We start from the raw sequence: 16,519 nt of genomic DNA, 5'->3' as shown, positions 1-16,519 counted from the left end.
AGGCTAATGGGATTTTTGTGAATCTTTCTACCTAGAAATAAAAAATAAGTGGTGATATTTCCCTCCCTTCCTTCCTGATTCTTATGGTATTCTATTGGAAGAAACTGAAACCATTATCATACTTATTGATTTACAAGGGTGGGTTGTTCGTGAAGATTGTTTACTCTTCTACTTATGAACAAGAACAAAGAATAGAGAATCTTGTTTCATATTTTTTTGATTTTGTTTTTCCGAAGTATTTTCCAGAAACTGAAATCGCACATTTTAAAAAAATTGGAGTGCTGAAGTCTGAAGCATATGCAGAGACGTTAAAAAGAGCGTATCAGATTATGACTAGTTTGCAAGTTATCATCACGATTCTAGAGAGAAATGGAAAAAATGAACAGCGTTCGGTTAAAACGAAAATGGAATTACTATTAAGCAAAAATATTCAATTACTTAATGAAAACGGTATGTTTTTCCCTTTTTTTAGCAATCACTTTCTACAATCAAATGATGTAAATGAAGAAAACTCTTCAATGCTTTATGAAGAGCCGACAAGACAATTTTTAAACTAGTCATTATCCTTCATTTTACCTAAATAAGAGGCTGACGCAAATTCGTCAGCCTCTTAATCATCTTGCAAAGGAAAAAATCTTAATTATCTTTTAGTGTATTATAAGTGAACAAGTACTTAAAAAGGAGCTTCTTTTCATTAATTAACGCCATTGTTTTCAAACCATTGTTTAAACGTTGCTTCATCATTTTCACCCATGATGCGGGCTTGTTCCACGCCATTTTTATAGTAGACAATTGTTGGTGTTGCCTTTATATTGTAATCATTCCAGCCTTGTTCGAATTCAAGAAGATTGTATTGAACAAGGTCGATGCCCATTTCTTCAGCGATTGGAGCCACAATGGGAGTGGTTCTTTGGCAATGTTCGCAAAGAGGACTGAAGTAATAAACAGCCACATCCTCTTTTGCTTCTAGCTTCTTATTTAATTGCGCTGGAAGGATGATGTTTTGATAGTTTGGATCATCCAATTGATCTATAGTTGCTGGCTCAAGCTTGTCCGTACCATATGGATTATCTGTTGCCTTTAATTTTTCGTCTTTTTGCATAGTCGTTACAATTCCTAATGTTGCGAACAACGCTAAAATAACGACTAGAAAAATAATGATTTTTTTCATGCGTACTCCTCCTTGGATTTTTTCCAGATGATAGTGCTACAGATGAAGATTAGGACGAATGCAGTCAAAGCAAGGAACGGTATGGTAATAAAGCCGAACCAGTTAATATACTGCCCTGTACACGGAACCCTGCCACAAGAAACGGCATGATCTCCGAAGAAAGAAACTTTTTGAATTAAATAATGATAGCTTGAAATAAGAGCTCCAATCCCGGATAGAATCATGGTATATAAACTAATACGATAATCTTTTCTTGCAACCGCAATCCCTAATAAGACAGTAAATGGATACATGACAATTCTTTGGAACCAACATAGGCTACATGGCTCATATTGTTTAATCTCGGAAAAGTACAAGCTGCCAAGCGTTGCGATGACAGATACTGCCCACGCAAAGAATAAATAGTTTTCACGCTTATCTTTTATCATTTTTCATCTTCTCTCCATCTATTGTTTTTTCATAAAAATTATAGTATGTCCAAAGCCCTTCTGTAAAATAAATATACTTACTAAAAGTTATTAAGCAATATTGCTTGTACGAAAGCGGATTGATATTTAAGGAATTAGGGGTATCGAAACCAGTTGAACAAGTTTTCAAATGAAGTGAATGGTGCGATGATTAAACAAGAAGAGAGGTCTAAAAAAGGTGTGCTTTGAGATTCTAAATCAGTAGAAAAAACTTCTTTGTTTGCTACCTTTTTTAGTTGTAATGGGCTTTGACCACTACTTTGGAAACTGTCGCTTTTTCTACTTCTTTTTTTTATACAAATGTGGTACGGTAAAAAGGAAATATATCCAAATTCGAATTTTCTAAATATTATCCATGTAATTGAAAAGGGGACTGTGCCTGTGAATTGGAGAGATACATACGTAAAATGGATAGAGGATCAAAATTTAGACAATGAATTACGAGTTTTGCTTGAGCAATTAGAAGGCGATGATGCGTTACTTGAGGATGCCTTTTATAAAAACCTTGAGTTTGGGACAGGTGGAATGCGTGGGGAAATTGGCGCAGGAACGAATAGGATGAATGTCTATACAGTTCGCAAGGCAACGTTGGGACTAGCTCAATATATAGAATCATTTGGTGAGGAAGCGAAAAAGCGCGGTGTAGTCATTGCCTATGATTCTCGTCATAAGTCACCAGAATTTGCCTTAGAAGCAGCCAAGACCCTTGCGACTTCTGGAATTAAAGCCTACCTCTCAGATGAACTGCGTCCAACTCCAGAATTGTCCTTTGCCGTTCGAGAATTAAATGCGACAGCGGGAATAGTGATTACTGCAAGCCATAATCCACCTGAATATAACGGTTATAAAGTATATGGTCCTGATGGTGCTCAATTGCCACCAGCTGAGGCAGATAAAGTTATTCAATATGTGAATGCAATTGAAAATGAACTTGTTCTTCAAGTTGGAGATACTGAAATATTAAAGGAAAAAGGGCTTATCGTTTCCATTGGAGAAGAGTTAGATACAGCTTATAATGAACAATTGTTAAGCATTCCAGAAAGTCCATTACTTGCAGCGGAAACGGATATTTCAATTGTCTTTTCACCGCTTCACGGTACAGCTAACAAATCTGTACAACGTGCATTGAAAGATCTAGGATATAAGAACGTTCACGTTGTAAAGGAACAAGAGTTTCCTGATCCGAACTTTTCTACTGTTTCCTCGCCAAATCCAGAGGAACCAGCGGCATTTGAATTGGCCATAGAGCTTGGTAGCCAAGTAGATGCGGATCTATTAATAGCCACCGATCCAGATGCCGATCGTCTAGGAGTCGCTGTGAAAGACTTGGATGGAAAATATGTGGTTTTAACTGGAAATCAAACGGGTGCATTGTTCTTGGACTATTTATTAAAACAAAAACAACAAAAAGGTACATTGCCTGCAAATGGCGTTGTATTGAAAACAATAGTGACCTCTGAAATCGGCCGTACAATTGCTGCCAGTTATGGGTTAAAAACCGTAGATGTCCTTACTGGGTTTAAATTCATTGCCGAGAAAATTGGTCAATATCATCAAACAGGTGAACACCAGTTTTTATTTGGATATGAAGAGAGCTATGGCTATTTAATTAAAGATTTCGCTAGAGATAAAGATGCCATTCAATCTGTTGTTCTAGCTACAGAGGTGTGTGCGTATTACAAACAACAAGGCATGACATTGTATGAAGGGTTATTAGAGGTTTTTGGAAAATACGGCTTCTATTTGGAAGGATTACAATCACTAACGCTTAAAGGAATTAATGGGGCTAGACAAATTCAAGGTATATTGAATGAGTTTCGTGAAAATCCACCAAAAGAAATTGCTGGAAAACATGTAGTTGTACAAGAAGATTACCAAAGCAGTCAAAAGTTCTTTTTATTAAAAAATGAACAAACCCCAATTGACCTACCTAAATCGAATGTACTAAAGTATTTTTTAGAAGATGGCACCTGGGTATGTTTACGACCATCAGGTACGGAACCAAAAATCAAATTTTACTTTGGTATTCAAGGAAAGACGATGAAAGATGCGAAAGAAAAATTGTCAGTAGTGATGGAAGACTTCATGACAAGTATTCAACAATTGATTTAATGAGCGTTTAGGTAAAGAAGAGAGGATGTCTTATAAGGGTCTGACTTCGCACTATAATCAGTATTAGTGTCTCATACACTTAATTAATACTGGATTTAGTTGCAAGGTCTATCTCTTTAGGACATCCTCTCTTCTTGTATATATTCTTCCAATTTGCAGAAGCTATTGCAAAGCTAGCTTGGAAGCAACTCAAAATAATCTGTTGTATTTTCAGCTGCGTGATCGAGATAACGAAGTAATGTATATAAATGTGTTTCAATAAGCCTGTAGTCGTGATTAAAGTGGTAGGCGTGTAAAAAACGTTCAATCTTTTTTGAAAGAAAATGATCTTTCGTACGGACCATTAAAATAAGCAAATTATCCCATTCTGATCTGTGTGTGTAAAACAAAGCTCTGTCATAATCCGTTTTAGTCATAAAAGTTCCTCCTTACTAAGGAGCTATTTGTAGTTTGTGTAAACGCGCTCGTTCATTACAATGTAAAATGTGGAGATGTCGCTGAAACGGGATTGTTGCTTTTTACCTGGTTAAAGAAATTTTTGCACCATTAAACTGTCACATCAGTAATATTCCCTTATTAAAATTGAGTAGGTGGGGTTACCACCTGATTAAACGTAGGTGGTGCATGTATGAAAAGATTCATCGTATCCATAGTAGGAACCTTGATTTTGCTTAGTTATCCCCTTCAAGTTGAAACAAAAACAAAAACTCCTGTTTATTCTGTTTTGCAATATGAAAAAGAAATAATGGATTTGAAAAAGCGCTACCATCTTAACTTGATGTCGATTGGTCACTCAGAAATGGGAAAGGATATTTGGGCAGTTAAGCTAGGAAAAGGAAAAAAATCTATTTTGATTAATGGTTCGCATCATGGCAGAGAATGGCTCTCTACCTTATTAATCATGAAAATGATCAAAGCATATGCTAAAGCTTATGAATATAATGTAACCATTGATGGGTATCCCACAAATATATTAGATGAAGTCAGCCTTATATTTGTTCCTATGGTAAACCCAGATGGTGTTCAAATCCAACAGGGGGATTTATCCGCATTTGACCTCAAGGAAAAATGGGCATTGTTTAGGATGAACAACTTTAGCACGAACTGGTCAAGGTGGAAAGCGAACGCAAAAGGGATAGATTTAAACCGTCAATATCCTGCTGGGTGGAATGAAGTGGATACAAATACACAGACACCACAATATCAATTTTATAAAGGAAAGAAACCACTAGAAGCTTCTGAAACAAAAGCTCTCTACCTGTTTACTAAACAAATTAAACCAATACTTGCTGTTTCTTATCATACTTCAGGACGAGAAATTTTTTGGTATTACCATAATAAGCCGGAGAATATCTTACGTGATTATAATCTAGTGAAAAAAGTGACGGCCCAAACAGGATATAAACTGTCGATTCCTAAGGAATATGCCAATGGAAGTGGATATACAGATTGGTTCATTAACGAGTTTGAACGACCAGCTATGACGATTGAGTTAAGCCATCTTGTCGATGAAACGAACCCTCCTATTGATGTGATTTATGAAGAATGGAATCGCAACCGTTCTGTTTTATTGATGCTTGCATCAGAAGCACTTTCAACACTTTAGAATAAGGAGAAAAATATGATCCATACTATAAGATATACCATTGCAACAGGAGGGAAAAGATGAAGAAAATCATAGGAATACTTATATTCATTCTCAGCTTCAGTACGTTCCAACCAGTTATGGCACAAACTCCGGATTATGAAAAATATGGTAAAATTGCTATTGCTGTTGTTCAAGAAAATTATCCGGCTGAAGAAGTCACTGACTATGAATATAAAGGCCGAAAACAATTGGCAAATGATATAGTCGAAGATGATTTTCTTTTCTTGGTAGCTGAAGGTGGAAAAGAATTCAATGTGCTTGTGAAAATCAAACATAGCCTAGCTAATAAAAAGCTATTAAATTTAACAGTTGAAGAAAGTAAATAAAGAGAATTGTAAGACATAGCTGGAAGCTGTGTCTTTTTGTATTGAGGACACAGGATTAGTGAATTTTTCCTTTGCGTTATGATCACTTGTTTGGAAAAAAGTGAAAGGCTTTTAATTAGAGCCATGCCAACTTCCGTCATGTTCCCTCGTTTTTTTCATACATTAATATAAGGAAGAAAAAAGGGGGAGAGGCGGATGAATACAGCTGATCAGAAAGCCTTGGAAAATGCGATAAGTGAAATTACAGAGATTGCAGAGGGGTTCGGATTGGATTTCTATCCGATGCGGTATGAAATTTGCCCGTCAGAAATCATCTACACATTTGGTGCGTATGGGATGCCAACTAGATATTCTCATTGGAGCTTCGGAAAACAATTTCATAAAATGAAGATTCAATATGACTTTGGATTGAGTAAAATATATGAATTGGTAATAAATTCGAATCCTTGCTATGCATTTTTGTTAGATTCAAATTCACTCATACAAAACAAATTGATTGTTGCGCATGTTCTTGCTCACTGCGATTTCTTCAAAAATAATGTACGATTTCAGAATACGAAGCGTGATATGGTCGAAAGCATGGCAGCCACGGCTGATCGGATTCGTCAATATGAGATTCTACATGGTAAAAAAGAGGTTGAAACCTTTCTAGATGCAGTATTGGCCATTGATGAACATATTGATCCGTCTTTAATCCGGCCAAAACTATCTTGGTCCAAGGAGGACGAAGACAATGATGAGGATGAAATTAAGCCTATTGCCTCCGCATATGATGATTTATGGTCTTTGGATCATACTGAAAAACCAATCCGTAGTGTTGGGAAGAAGAAAAAGAAATTCCCTCCACAGCCAGAAAAGGACATCTTACTATTCATTGAACAATACAGCCGCGATTTAACAGAATGGCAAAGGGATATATTAACAATGATGCGTGAAGAAATGCTTTATTTTTGGCCACAGCTTGAAACGAAAATTATGAACGAAGGCTGGGCATCTTATTGGCATCAAAGAATCGTTAGAGAATTGGATTTGACAACGGGAGAAGCTTTGGAATTTGCCAAGCTAAATGCCGGAGTGGTTCAACCGTCACGTACAAGTATAAATCCATATTACCTTGGGTTGAAAATTTTTGAAGATATTGAAGAACGATATAATAATCCAACTGATGAAATGAAGAAACTTGGCGTCAAGCCGAATTCTGGGCGTGAAAAGATGTTTGAAGTTCGAGAAATCGAAGCGGATATATCATTTATAAGGAATTATTTGACAAAAGAATTAGTGACAAGGGAAGATATGTATCTGTTCCAAAAACAAGGAAAAGATTACAAGGTAGTAGATAAAGCATGGGAGCATGTGCGGGATCAGCTCGTTAGCATGCGAGTAAACGGTGGCTTTCCATATATTACGGTTAATGATGGTGATTATTTGAGAAACGGTGAGCTTTATCTGAAGCATTGGTATGAAGACATTGAGCTGGATTTGAAATATTTAGAGAAGGTTCTTCCTTATATTTACCAGCTTTGGGGACGCACTGTTCATTTGGAATCGGTAATGGAGAAAAAAGAAGTACTCTTTTCGTATGATGGAAAAGGTGTTCATCGGAAATATTTATAAAGTGAAACTTCAATCAATAGGGGTTTTACTGCCCGTTAAAGCGGGATAAAGGGTAAGGATGTCTTATAAGGGTCTGATCTCATTCTAAATCAGTATGAAGTGTTTCTTATACTTATATCTTAAACTGATTTTAGTTTTGCTGGTTCTGACCTTTTGGGACATCTTTTGTGATTTAGCCAAATGTAGAATTATTAGAAGTAGATGTATTGATTTAGTTCTTACAAATTAAAGAAAAATTGCCAATAGGGCTTGTTATCTTGAAACCAGGAGCTTACACTTTACCTAACTTGCAGGGGAGGGATAAAAAAATGAAAGCTAAATATTTAATAATTATGATGATCTGTATTTTGCTTGGGGTAGTGTCAGCGTGTTCAAATACCACTATGGAAGAAAAGAAAAATGATAACGAAGAAGAACATGTTGGACATGTTATTGGCGATATTCGGGAAGAAACAACTGGAGTGAACGAATTGCCAAAATTTTTGGATGATAAGCCAGATGATATGAAATTAATCTATACCGCCGTTGCCAATCATAAAGAGTTGCTTGAAAAAATTCCTTGTTATTGTGGATGTGGTGAAGCAGTAAACCATAAAAATAACTATGATTGCTTTATTTTTGAAAACAAAAGTAATGGTGCAATTACTTGGGATGATCATGGAACCAAATGTGGTGTCTGTTTAGAAATAGCTTCACAATCGGTGATTGATTATAGCGAAGGAAAGTCTATTAAAGAAATTCGAAAAGCCATTGATAAAAAGTATGAGAATGGATACGCTAAGCCCACACCAACTCCAGAAGTTTAAAAATGAGACCATCCATCTATCATTTACCTGCCATAAATGCTTGATGGAAGGTCTGCTTTTTTTTGTATCGAAAAAGTGGCTGAAATTTAATAACATTCAAACAATTGTTTGACTATTGAAATCATGCTTTATATACTAATAATCAAACAAACATTTGAATAATGGGGGTGGAAAAATGAAGCAAACAGATGTATGTGAAGTAACTTGTGTCGATGAGCCAAAAGTAAAAAGAGTTAAAGAATCTGTATCTAATCAAAATACAATGGCTGTCTCACAAATTTTTAAAGCGTTATCTGATGATACAAGAATTAAAATCGCGTTATCGTTATGTGAAGAAGATGAATTATGTGTATGTGATATTGCCAATATTGTTGGATGTACAACAGCAACTGCCTCACATCACTTAAGGCTACTTCGAAATTTAGGATTAGCTAAATATAGGAAAGAGGGTAAATTAGTCTTCTACTCTTTAGATGATGATCATGTTAGGCAACTAATCCAAATTGCATTTACGCACCAAAAGGAGGTGGAAGTGCATGAATCATAAATTAGACATTTCAGAAGAAAAAACAGTATATAGAGTTCAGGGCTTTTCTTGTGCAGGCTGTGCTGCAACATTTGAAAAAAACGTCAAGAACTTGGATGGGGTAACGGATGCGAGTATAAATTTTGGAGCATCGAAAATCACGGTGATTGGTAAAACCTCAATCAAAGCGCTAGAAAAAGCGGGTGCGTTTGAAAATTTAAAAGTGACGCCTGAAAAACAACGAATTGAAGTTGTTAAAGAGCCTTTTTTGAAAAAGCATTCAACTGTTATCGGTTCGCTGGTCTTTTTATTATTAGGATATCTTTATGGACAATTGAACGAGGTAGAAAGTGTGCCGACAATATTAGCTTACGTAATTTCCATGATTATTGGCGGTTATCGTCTATTTACGACAGGATTTAAAAACTTGATTCGTTTTCAGTTTGATATGAAGACATTAATGACGATCGCGGTAATAGGCGCTGCTGTTATTGGGGAATGGGGGGAAGGCGCTACCGTTGTCATTCTTTTCGCAATCAGTGAAGCATTAGAATCCTATTCAATGGATAAGGCTCGCCAATCGATTCGCTCCTTAATGAATATCGCCCCGAAAGAAGCGTTAATTCGCAGAGGTACTAAGGATTTCTTAGTAGAAGTGGATGACATTAAAGTTGACGATATTATGATTGTTAAGCCGGGCCAAAAAATTGCGATGGATGGAGTCGTAGTAAACGGTCAATCGACTATTAATCAAGCGGCTATTACAGGTGAATCGGTGCCAGTTGCTAAAGAGGTGGATGATGAAGTATTTGCAGGAACATTAAATGAGGAAGGTTTGCTTGAAGTACGGGTTACTAAACTTGTGGATGACACAACGATTGCTAAGATTATTCACTTAGTTGAGGAAGCACAAGCGGAACGAGCCCCTTCTCAAGCTTTCGTGGATCGATTTGCAAAATACTATACACCCGTGATTATGTTAATAGCCTTAGGGCTAGCTGTTATTCCGCCGCTAATGTTGGATGCTGATTGGAACAAGTGGGTTTACCAAGGATTAGCTGTATTGGTGGTAGGCTGTCCTTGTGCCCTAGTTATTTCAACGCCTGTTTCGATTGTAACAGCAATCGGAAATGCTGCCAGAAATGGTGTCTTAATTAAAGGAGGAATCCATTTGGAGGAGATGGGCTCAATTAAAGCCATCGCTTTCGATAAAACGGGGACATTGACGAAAGGTGTACCTGTTGTAACGGATTATCTCCCACAAACAGATATGAACTCGGATGAGCTTCTAGCCATTACTGCAGCTTTAGAGAACGGGTCTCAACACCCATTAGCCTCAGCTATTATGAAAAAGGCAGAAGATGAAAGGATCTCTTATAAAGAAATTAGTATCAAAGACTTCATAGCCATTACAGGGAAGGGCGTAAAAGGACAGATTAAAGATGAGACGTATTATGTAGGAAGTCCCTATTTATTTAGTGAAATAATTCAGCAAGGAATCCCGGAAACAATGGAAGAAACGATCACTGAATTGCAAAATCAGGGGAAAACAGTCATGTTGATTGGTACTTCAAATCGTGTGTTAGCCTTGTTAGCGGTCGCGGATGAATTGAGGGAAAGCAGTAAGGCGGTTATAGAAAAGCTTCACTCACTAGGTATTCAGAGAACGATTATGTTGACGGGGGATAATGTAGGTACAGCAAAGGCAATTGGAAACCAGGTTGGTGTTTCTGAGATTGAGGCTGAGCTACTTCCTCAAGACAAATTAGTTTTTATTAAGGATCTGAGAAGTAAATATGAAAAAGTAGCTATGGTTGGAGATGGTGTAAATGATGCGCCGGCACTTGCTGCATCCACGGTCGGAATCGCAATGGGCGGTGCTGGAACTGACATTGCTTTAGAGACGGCAGATGTCGCCCTAATGGCAGATGATTTAGAAAAACTGCCATATACGCTAAAACTCAGCAGAAAGGCTTTATCAATTATCAAACAAAACATCACATTTTCATTAGGCATCAAGCTAGTAGCTTTATTATTAGTAGTACCTGGATGGTTGACACTTTGGATCGCTATTTTCGCAGATATGGGTGCTACAATACTTGTTACTCTCAACAGCTTACGGCTTCTTAGATTAAAAGACAAATAAATGAGAAAGATGCTTCAGAGGGATGCTACTACAGATAGTTTAAATGTATTGTAAGGGAGCTTGCGCTACGTTGAATAACAAGTGGAATATATTTATTTATAAGTGGTGGGCACCAGTATATGATTATGTCTTTAATACGGGATTGTTTTTAAGGGCGAGAAAAGAAATTTTTGATGTAGTAAGTACTGAACAAGGAAGTAAAGTTCTAGTTATTGGTGTTGGAACCGGAGCGGACCTTCCTTACCTTCTCAATAAGGGATATAAGATTACTGCAATTGACTACTCTACGGATATGTTGAAACAGTCAAAAAAGAAATTTGCTGATCCATCGATAACATTTAGAGAAATGGATGCGCAGCAGTTGCTGTTTGAGAATGAAACATTTGATTTTATCGTCGCTAACTTAACTTTAACAGTTGTACCAGATGCGAAAAAAACTATAAAAGAGATGGTCAGAGTATTAAAAAAGAATGGAAGATTCTTAGTGTTTGATAAGTTTGTACCAAAAAATAAAAAGATGAGTATAGGGCAAAAAGTATTGCGTCCAATCATTAAAGTAATCGGTACTGATATCGGGCTAGATTTTTATGAAGTTTACAAAATTGTCGAAAATGCTTGCGAAATTATCGAGGATAAACATGTTATGATGAAAGGGTTGTATAGAAAAATATTAGTCAAAAGAAAGGATCGATAATGAAAAAGTTACTCTTTATATTGATATGTATGTTCATATCAATCCCTACAATGGCAAGTGCACACACTAAACTAGTTTCATCCAATCCTAAAGAAGGTCAAATTGTGACCGACGAACTTAAAGAAATCACGCTCGACTACGCAGGAACGGTTGAAAAACTAAGCACCATGAAGGTATTGAAAGATGGAATAGAAGTACCACTTTCTCAAATCCTAGTACAAGACAAGCAAATGGTTGGAACACTATCTGCACCACTTGAGAATGGTTCATATATCATTGATTGGAATATTGTGGGGGAAGACGGGCATCCCATAACTGGCAAGGTTTCATTCACTGTACAAATAGAACAAATGAGTGATAAAAATGAAACAACATCACCAAAGGTAGAAGAAAACAAACAAGAGAATGAACAGCAAGATAAAATAGAGACTCAAACAGAAGATCAAACAAAAGATCAAACAAAAGATCAAACAAAAGATCAAACAAAAGATCAAACAAAAGATCAAACAAAAGATCAAACAAAAGATCAAACATCTACCAAAACAGTAACAACAATTATTACAGTACTTCTTTTAGCCATTTTAATTATGGGTCTAGTTGTATTGTTCAAGAAGAAACGTAAATGATGAATATACTAATTCCGATTTCGGAATTTGGAAATTATCTAATGTTTTCGATTTTGGCCGGACATATCGCATTGCAGTTTGTACCAGAAGAAAGTAAGCCAAAGCTGAATGTCTCTAAATCTGTATTACTACTTTCAACTCTTGGTGTCATTATTTTTACTTTAATGCCGATTGTGAAAGTCATCTCCTATTTTACGGACAGTGTAGGGATGCAGCAGGCGACCATGACAGTACTTACTGAATTTCAGATTGGAAAGTCGTGGGTTTTCATAGGTTTTATGGCAACGTTTTTGTGGATGACCATCTATGTAAAAGGATCTAAATATTTACAAGCATTGTTGTTATTCTTAATGATTCTGGGAGTAGGATATGCTAGCCATAGTGCATCGCTGTCTTTTTGGAAGGGGCTATTCTCTCATACGACACATTTTTTAATCGTTTCTTTATGGACAGGTATACTCATACATATTTCATGGTTTTCAAAAAATCATTCCTCTTGGTTAAAATTTTTGCGCTGGTTTACACCATTTGCTATCGTCTGTTTAGTCGTAATTGTACTAAGTGGATTTATGTTGATGATACCCATTGTAGAACCGAAAGATTATGTGAAATCTTGGGTCTTACCCTATGGACAGATGCTGTTGCTAAAACATATTAGCATTATACCTGTCGTTGTTTTTGCTTTTGTTAATGGATTTCTAGTGAAAAAAGCAATGAATCATTCTTCTTTCAACCCACGTCCGTGGTTAATTTGTGAAGGTATTTTATTAATGTTTGTATTCTATTTCACCGCTGTAATGGGGACATTATCGCCCCCTCATGCGATTGATATGACAGTTATTTCGGAAGGTGCCTCTACATGGGTAGAATGGATATTAGGTAAAGATATTGTTGTTCCGTTGCATGTACAGTTCATACCATTTTTTCAAACTATATTGTTAATCATTATGTCATGTGTATTTTTGGCGATGATTATTGTAAGTTTTAAAAATAGAAAACCATATATAGGATTGCTATTCGGAATAAGTTTTATGGTTGCCATGTATATGGGATTGATGTTATCAATGACAGTATAGATCCATATACAAATATGTTGTTATTATTTCTAAATGTATTTCAAAGTCATCTTCTTGTAAAAGGAGGATGGCTTTTTCTTGTAATTTAATGTTTAGGCTATGTTAAAGCTCATTGTTGTTATTGGGACTATGTTGATTGCAGCGCAAGACGTGAGACACCTGTGGGAGATACGAGTCTCCCGGACCGCCCGCGGAAAGCGGACGCCTTTCGTTTCAATCACCTGGCAAGTATAACATAGCCAATTTTTAAGACCACATAGCCTATTTAAATGAAAAGTTCTGGTGAAAGGATATTTAGATTGTCGATGCTACACATTTAGTTGGAGTTATTTCCAATAGGCTATGGAGAATGAAGCGAATTTTGAATGGGATCATGTATAATAAATATTACCAATATGTATTAGGGAGAATGTGAGTAAAGATGATTATTTATACGATTGCTGTTTTCTTACTTGCTGGATTAGCAGAAATTGGAGGAGGTTATCTCATTTGGCTATGGCTTCGTGAAGGAAGGCCCTTTTATTTGGGAATGTTAGGTGGACTTGCTCTAGCTTTATATGGAGTTGTAGCTACGTTTCAAACATTTCCTTCGTTTGGTCGCGTTTATGCAGCGTATGGGGGGGTATTTATTATACTATCAGTTTTATGGGGATGGGGAGTTGATAAAAAAACTCCAGATTTGTACGATTGGGTAGGTGCTGTCATTTGTTTAATTGGTGTATCTGTTATGTTATGGGCACCAAGGCAATAATGGGTCAAGCAAAGAAAACGAATATAAGGTAAAAACAGTAATATTTATTAAATTACATAACTGTTGTATGAAGCAGGGGATGTAATGAGTAACAAAAAAATTTAGCTTAGATTGACTTTTTCTTCCGAAGGTTCAAATAGAAATACATTATAACATGCAAAATTACAGCTTTTGTCTAAAAAATGATTGAAGTTCGTCTTGTTCTATGTTTTTTTCTTGTATAAGTAAGAATACTATTTATGGATAACACCTATACAATTGAGAAACAATATCTTTGTCTCCTTTGTCGCGACAAAGTTAGCTTTCTTCGTTATTGAATGCTTGAGACTCGTCCTTTACCATTAAATCATGATAATAATGAAGGGAAGAGAGAAAATGGCTCAACTTAATATAAAAGTAGCTGTACAAAAGTTCGGTAATTTCCTTAGTTCGATGGTCATGCCGAATATTTCAGCTTTCATAGCGTGGGGGTTAATTACTGCACTTTTTATTCCTACAGGGTTCTTTCCAAGTGAAAGCTTGGGTCAGATGGTTGACCCAATGGTTAAATACTTACTGCCGCTATTAATAGGGTATACAGGCGGTAAGATTGTACATGATCAGCGCGGTGGTGTTGTTGGGGCTATTGCAACAATGGGTGTCATCGTAGGCGCAGAGATTCCAATGTTCCTTGGCGCCATGGTTATGGGGCCGCTTGGCGGTTATGCGATCAAGAAATTTGATCAGTGGACTGAAGGGAAGGTCAAAGCTGGCTTTGAAATGCTTGTTAATAACTTCTCAGCAGGTATACTTGGTGGAATTCTAGCTATTCTATCTTTTAAAGCAATTGGACCTGCTGTTACTGTGTTTACAGGATGGTTAGTCAGTGGCGTTGATGGGCTCGTAGCGGCAGGATTATTGCCTTTAACAAGCATCATCATTGAACCTGCCAAAGTCTTGTTCTTGAATAATGCAATTAATCATGGTGTTCTTTCACCAATTGGTATTGAACAAGTTAAACAGACTGGACAGTCGGTATTATTTCTACTTGAGGCAAACCCAGGACCTGGTATCGGCGTCTTGCTTGCTTATAGTATTTTTGGAAAAGGGACAGCTAAGAAATCAGCACCAGGAGCTGCTATTATCCAATTCTTTGGCGGAATCCATGAGATTTACTTCCCATATATATTAATGCGTCCGATGTTATTTTTGGCCGTTATCCTGGGCGGAATGAGTGGCGTATTTACATTAGTTCTTTTAAATGGAGGACTATTCGCTCCTTCATCACCTGGTAGTATTCTAGCAATTGCTGCGGTTACTCCACATCATACAAGTGCGTTTATTGCGAACTTTGCAGGCGTCATAGTAGCTGCAATTGTATCATTTATTATTTCTGCTTTTGTTCTGAAAACAGGTAAGCAAACTGAAGAAAGCCTGGAAGATGCAGCAAAAAAAATGCAAGAAATGAAAGGCAAGAAAAGTTCGGTTGCAGATGTATTTGTCTCACAAGGTACGATGCCGGATAACGTGAATAAAATCTTCTTTGCATGCGATGCCGGAATGGGGTCTAGCGCAATGGGGGCTTCTCTTCTTCGCAAGAAAGTGAAGGAAGCAGGAATGGATATCGCTGTTACCAATACAGCTATTAGTAATCTCCCGTCTGATGCACAAATTGTCATCACACAAGAAGAACTGACACCAAGAGCACAGAAACAAGTACCGAATGCTTATCACATTTCAGTGGATAATTTCTTATCAAGTCCAGAATATGATCGATTAATCAGCCAATTAAAGTTTCCTGCCAATGCAGAGCTTCATGAAATCGTTGAAGAGGCTGAAGAAGTCGTACCTGGTAACCCTGATAGTGAGTATGACAATGATAGCTTACTTCGTCCGGAAAATGTATTTCTTAATCAAGAGTTCGCTAATAAAGAAGAGGCCATTCGCTTCGCTGGACGAGCATTAGTGAACGCTGGATATGTTGACGAAAGTTATATTGAAGCCATGATTGCTCGAGATGAAATGACTTCAACCTATATGGGAAATGATGTTGCGATCCCACATGGTACTGAAGAAGCGAAGAAAGCGGTCCTTAAATCGGGCTTTACCGTTTTACAAGTACCAAATGGAGTGGACTTTGATGGCCAAAAAGTACGATTGATTTTCGGTATTGCAGGAAAAGATGGTACACATCTTGAGATATTATCTGGAATAGCTGTGACGTGTTCCGATATGGAGAATATTGAAAAGTTAGTTGAAGCGAAAACAGCCCAAGAATTAATGGATATTTTAGGTAAAGAATAAATAATTTTATGTAACGTATTAGAAAAGTGTCATGTATATGCGCTTTTCTATTCCCTTTTATCCCGCATTAACGGGCAGTAAACCCCTGCCTCAAAACTTAGAGGAATCGAAGAAGATTAGGTAGGGGATAACTGCCCGTAAAAGCCGGATTGGTTCAACTAATATCCAGTTTGAAACTGAACACACTGATTGAGGTTTCACTTTATTTATGAGAAATGAATCTTATAACAAGTATGGTTTCTAGCGCAAGGCGGCGATCGGCTCTGGAGTCAC

Annotated in this window: 16 protein-coding genes; 13 read left to right on the top strand and 3 right to left on the bottom strand. The window is 36.9% G+C overall.

Annotated features, from left to right (window positions below; all coding sequences use genetic code 11):
* The first annotated feature begins 149 nt into the window (after positions 1-149).
* Positions 150-557: a DUF5365 family protein gene (locus HNP81_RS03195; RefSeq protein WP_051405074.1), complete on the top strand. Its 408-nt coding sequence runs from the start codon at positions 150-152 to the stop codon at positions 555-557.
* 137 nt (positions 558-694) lie between these two features.
* Here HNP81_RS03195 and HNP81_RS03190 read toward each other — a convergent pair whose 3' ends face one another.
* Together HNP81_RS03190 and HNP81_RS03185 are read right to left on the bottom strand one after the other, a co-directional pair.
* Complete coding sequence (locus HNP81_RS03190) at positions 695-1,171, bottom strand: thioredoxin family protein (RefSeq protein WP_182501524.1); 477 nt, start codon at positions 1,169-1,171, stop codon at positions 695-697.
* Positions 1,168-1,599 (bottom strand): disulfide oxidoreductase, encoded by a 432-nt coding sequence (locus tag HNP81_RS03185; RefSeq protein WP_028393317.1) that lies wholly within the window; start codon positions 1,597-1,599, stop codon positions 1,168-1,170. The genes HNP81_RS03190 and HNP81_RS03185 overlap by 4 nt, the downstream gene beginning before the upstream one ends.
* A gap of 420 nt (positions 1,600-2,019) precedes the next feature.
* Between HNP81_RS03185 and HNP81_RS03180 the strand changes: the two genes are divergently transcribed.
* Positions 2,020-3,750 (top strand): phospho-sugar mutase, encoded by a 1,731-nt coding sequence (locus HNP81_RS03180; RefSeq protein WP_182501523.1) that lies wholly within the window; start codon positions 2,020-2,022, stop codon positions 3,748-3,750.
* Positions 3,751-3,923: 173 nt separating this feature from the next.
* On the opposite strand, the gene HNP81_RS03175 is transcribed toward HNP81_RS03180, so the two are convergent.
* Positions 3,924-4,166, bottom strand: a complete 243-nt coding sequence (locus HNP81_RS03175; RefSeq protein WP_028393315.1) for a YhdB family protein — start codon at positions 4,164-4,166, stop codon at positions 3,924-3,926.
* A gap of 212 nt (positions 4,167-4,378) precedes the next feature.
* Here HNP81_RS03175 and HNP81_RS03170 point away from each other — a divergent pair, with 212 nt between their 5' ends.
* From HNP81_RS03170 to HNP81_RS03120, 11 genes are all read left to right on the top strand, one after another.
* A complete protein-coding gene (locus tag HNP81_RS03170; RefSeq protein WP_182501522.1) occupies positions 4,379-5,356 on the top strand; it encodes a M14 family zinc carboxypeptidase in 978 nt (325 codons plus the stop codon).
* A 59-nt stretch (positions 5,357-5,415) separates the two neighbouring features.
* Positions 5,416-5,724 carry a DUF3889 domain-containing protein gene (locus tag HNP81_RS03165; protein ID WP_182501521.1) on the top strand — a complete coding sequence of 103 codons (309 nt, stop codon included), beginning with the start codon at positions 5,416-5,418 and terminating at the stop codon, positions 5,722-5,724.
* Positions 5,725-5,919: 195 nt separating this feature from the next.
* Entirely contained in the window at positions 5,920-7,338 is a 1,419-nt protein-coding gene (locus tag HNP81_RS03160) for a SpoVR family protein (RefSeq protein WP_028393313.1), read from the top strand.
* Between the two features lie 308 nt (positions 7,339-7,646).
* Positions 7,647-8,144, top strand: a complete 498-nt coding sequence (locus tag HNP81_RS03155) for a PCYCGC motif-containing (lipo)protein (RefSeq protein WP_182501520.1) — start codon at positions 7,647-7,649, stop codon at positions 8,142-8,144.
* Between the two features lie 175 nt (positions 8,145-8,319).
* Positions 8,320-8,691 (top strand): ArsR/SmtB family transcription factor, encoded by a 372-nt coding sequence (locus HNP81_RS03150; protein WP_028393311.1) that lies wholly within the window; start codon positions 8,320-8,322, stop codon positions 8,689-8,691.
* Positions 8,681-10,816, top strand: a complete 2,136-nt coding sequence (locus tag HNP81_RS03145) for a heavy metal translocating P-type ATPase (RefSeq protein ID WP_182501519.1) — start codon at positions 8,681-8,683, stop codon at positions 10,814-10,816. Before HNP81_RS03150 ends, HNP81_RS03145 begins: the two co-directional genes overlap by 11 nt.
* Before the next feature lie 70 nt (positions 10,817-10,886).
* Positions 10,887-11,510 (top strand): class I SAM-dependent methyltransferase, encoded by a 624-nt coding sequence (locus HNP81_RS03140; RefSeq protein ID WP_182501518.1) that lies wholly within the window; start codon positions 10,887-10,889, stop codon positions 11,508-11,510.
* Positions 11,510-12,136, top strand: a complete 627-nt coding sequence (locus HNP81_RS03135; protein WP_182501517.1) for a copper resistance CopC family protein — start codon at positions 11,510-11,512, stop codon at positions 12,134-12,136. The genes HNP81_RS03140 and HNP81_RS03135 overlap by 1 nt, the downstream gene beginning before the upstream one ends.
* Complete coding sequence (locus HNP81_RS03130; protein ID WP_246399216.1) at positions 12,133-13,212, top strand: CopD family protein; 1,080 nt, start codon at positions 12,133-12,135, stop codon at positions 13,210-13,212. Before HNP81_RS03135 ends, HNP81_RS03130 begins: the two co-directional genes overlap by 4 nt.
* A 421-nt stretch (positions 13,213-13,633) precedes the next feature.
* Positions 13,634-13,963 (top strand): YnfA family protein, encoded by a 330-nt coding sequence (locus HNP81_RS03125; RefSeq protein WP_200868692.1) that lies wholly within the window; start codon positions 13,634-13,636, stop codon positions 13,961-13,963.
* Between the two features lie 375 nt (positions 13,964-14,338).
* On the top strand, positions 14,339-16,246 hold the full coding sequence (locus HNP81_RS03120; RefSeq protein ID WP_182501516.1) for a PTS mannitol transporter subunit IICBA: 1,908 nt from the start codon (positions 14,339-14,341) through the stop codon (positions 16,244-16,246).
* Positions 16,247-16,519: the final 273 nt, after the last annotated feature.

Source organism: Peribacillus huizhouensis, from assembly GCF_014138605.1.
In the GTDB taxonomy this organism is placed as follows: domain Bacteria; phylum Bacillota; class Bacilli; order Bacillales; family DSM-1321; genus Peribacillus; species Peribacillus huizhouensis.
This window is presented reverse-complemented; position numbering and strand designations above follow the sequence as displayed.

What these genes read in the sequence shown, in the direction of transcription:
- HNP81_RS03120 (WP_182501516.1), top strand. Translation starts at nt 14,339, where the DNA reads ATGGCTCAACTTAATATAAAAGTAGCTGTACAAAAGTTCGGTAATTTC.
- HNP81_RS03185 (WP_028393317.1), bottom strand. Translation starts at nt 1,599, where the DNA reads ATGATAAAAGATAAGCGTGAAAACTATTTATTCTTTGCGTGGGCAGTA.
- HNP81_RS03170 (WP_182501522.1), top strand. Translation starts at nt 4,379, where the DNA reads ATGAAAAGATTCATCGTATCCATAGTAGGAACCTTGATTTTGCTTAGT.
- HNP81_RS03165 (WP_182501521.1), top strand. Translation starts at nt 5,416, where the DNA reads ATGAAGAAAATCATAGGAATACTTATATTCATTCTCAGCTTCAGTACG.
- HNP81_RS03155 (WP_182501520.1), top strand. Translation starts at nt 7,647, where the DNA reads ATGAAAGCTAAATATTTAATAATTATGATGATCTGTATTTTGCTTGGG.
- HNP81_RS03130 (WP_246399216.1), top strand. Translation starts at nt 12,133, where the DNA reads ATGATGAATATACTAATTCCGATTTCGGAATTTGGAAATTATCTAATG.
- HNP81_RS03135 (WP_182501517.1), top strand. Translation starts at nt 11,510, where the DNA reads ATGAAAAAGTTACTCTTTATATTGATATGTATGTTCATATCAATCCCT.
- HNP81_RS03160 (WP_028393313.1), top strand. Translation starts at nt 5,920, where the DNA reads ATGAATACAGCTGATCAGAAAGCCTTGGAAAATGCGATAAGTGAAATT.
- HNP81_RS03145 (WP_182501519.1), top strand. Translation starts at nt 8,681, where the DNA reads ATGAATCATAAATTAGACATTTCAGAAGAAAAAACAGTATATAGAGTT.
- HNP81_RS03150 (WP_028393311.1), top strand. Translation starts at nt 8,320, where the DNA reads ATGAAGCAAACAGATGTATGTGAAGTAACTTGTGTCGATGAGCCAAAA.
- HNP81_RS03175 (WP_028393315.1), bottom strand. Translation starts at nt 4,166, where the DNA reads ATGACTAAAACGGATTATGACAGAGCTTTGTTTTACACACACAGATCA.
- HNP81_RS03125 (WP_200868692.1), top strand. Translation starts at nt 13,634, where the DNA reads ATGATTATTTATACGATTGCTGTTTTCTTACTTGCTGGATTAGCAGAA.
- HNP81_RS03190 (WP_182501524.1), bottom strand. Translation starts at nt 1,171, where the DNA reads ATGAAAAAAATCATTATTTTTCTAGTCGTTATTTTAGCGTTGTTCGCA.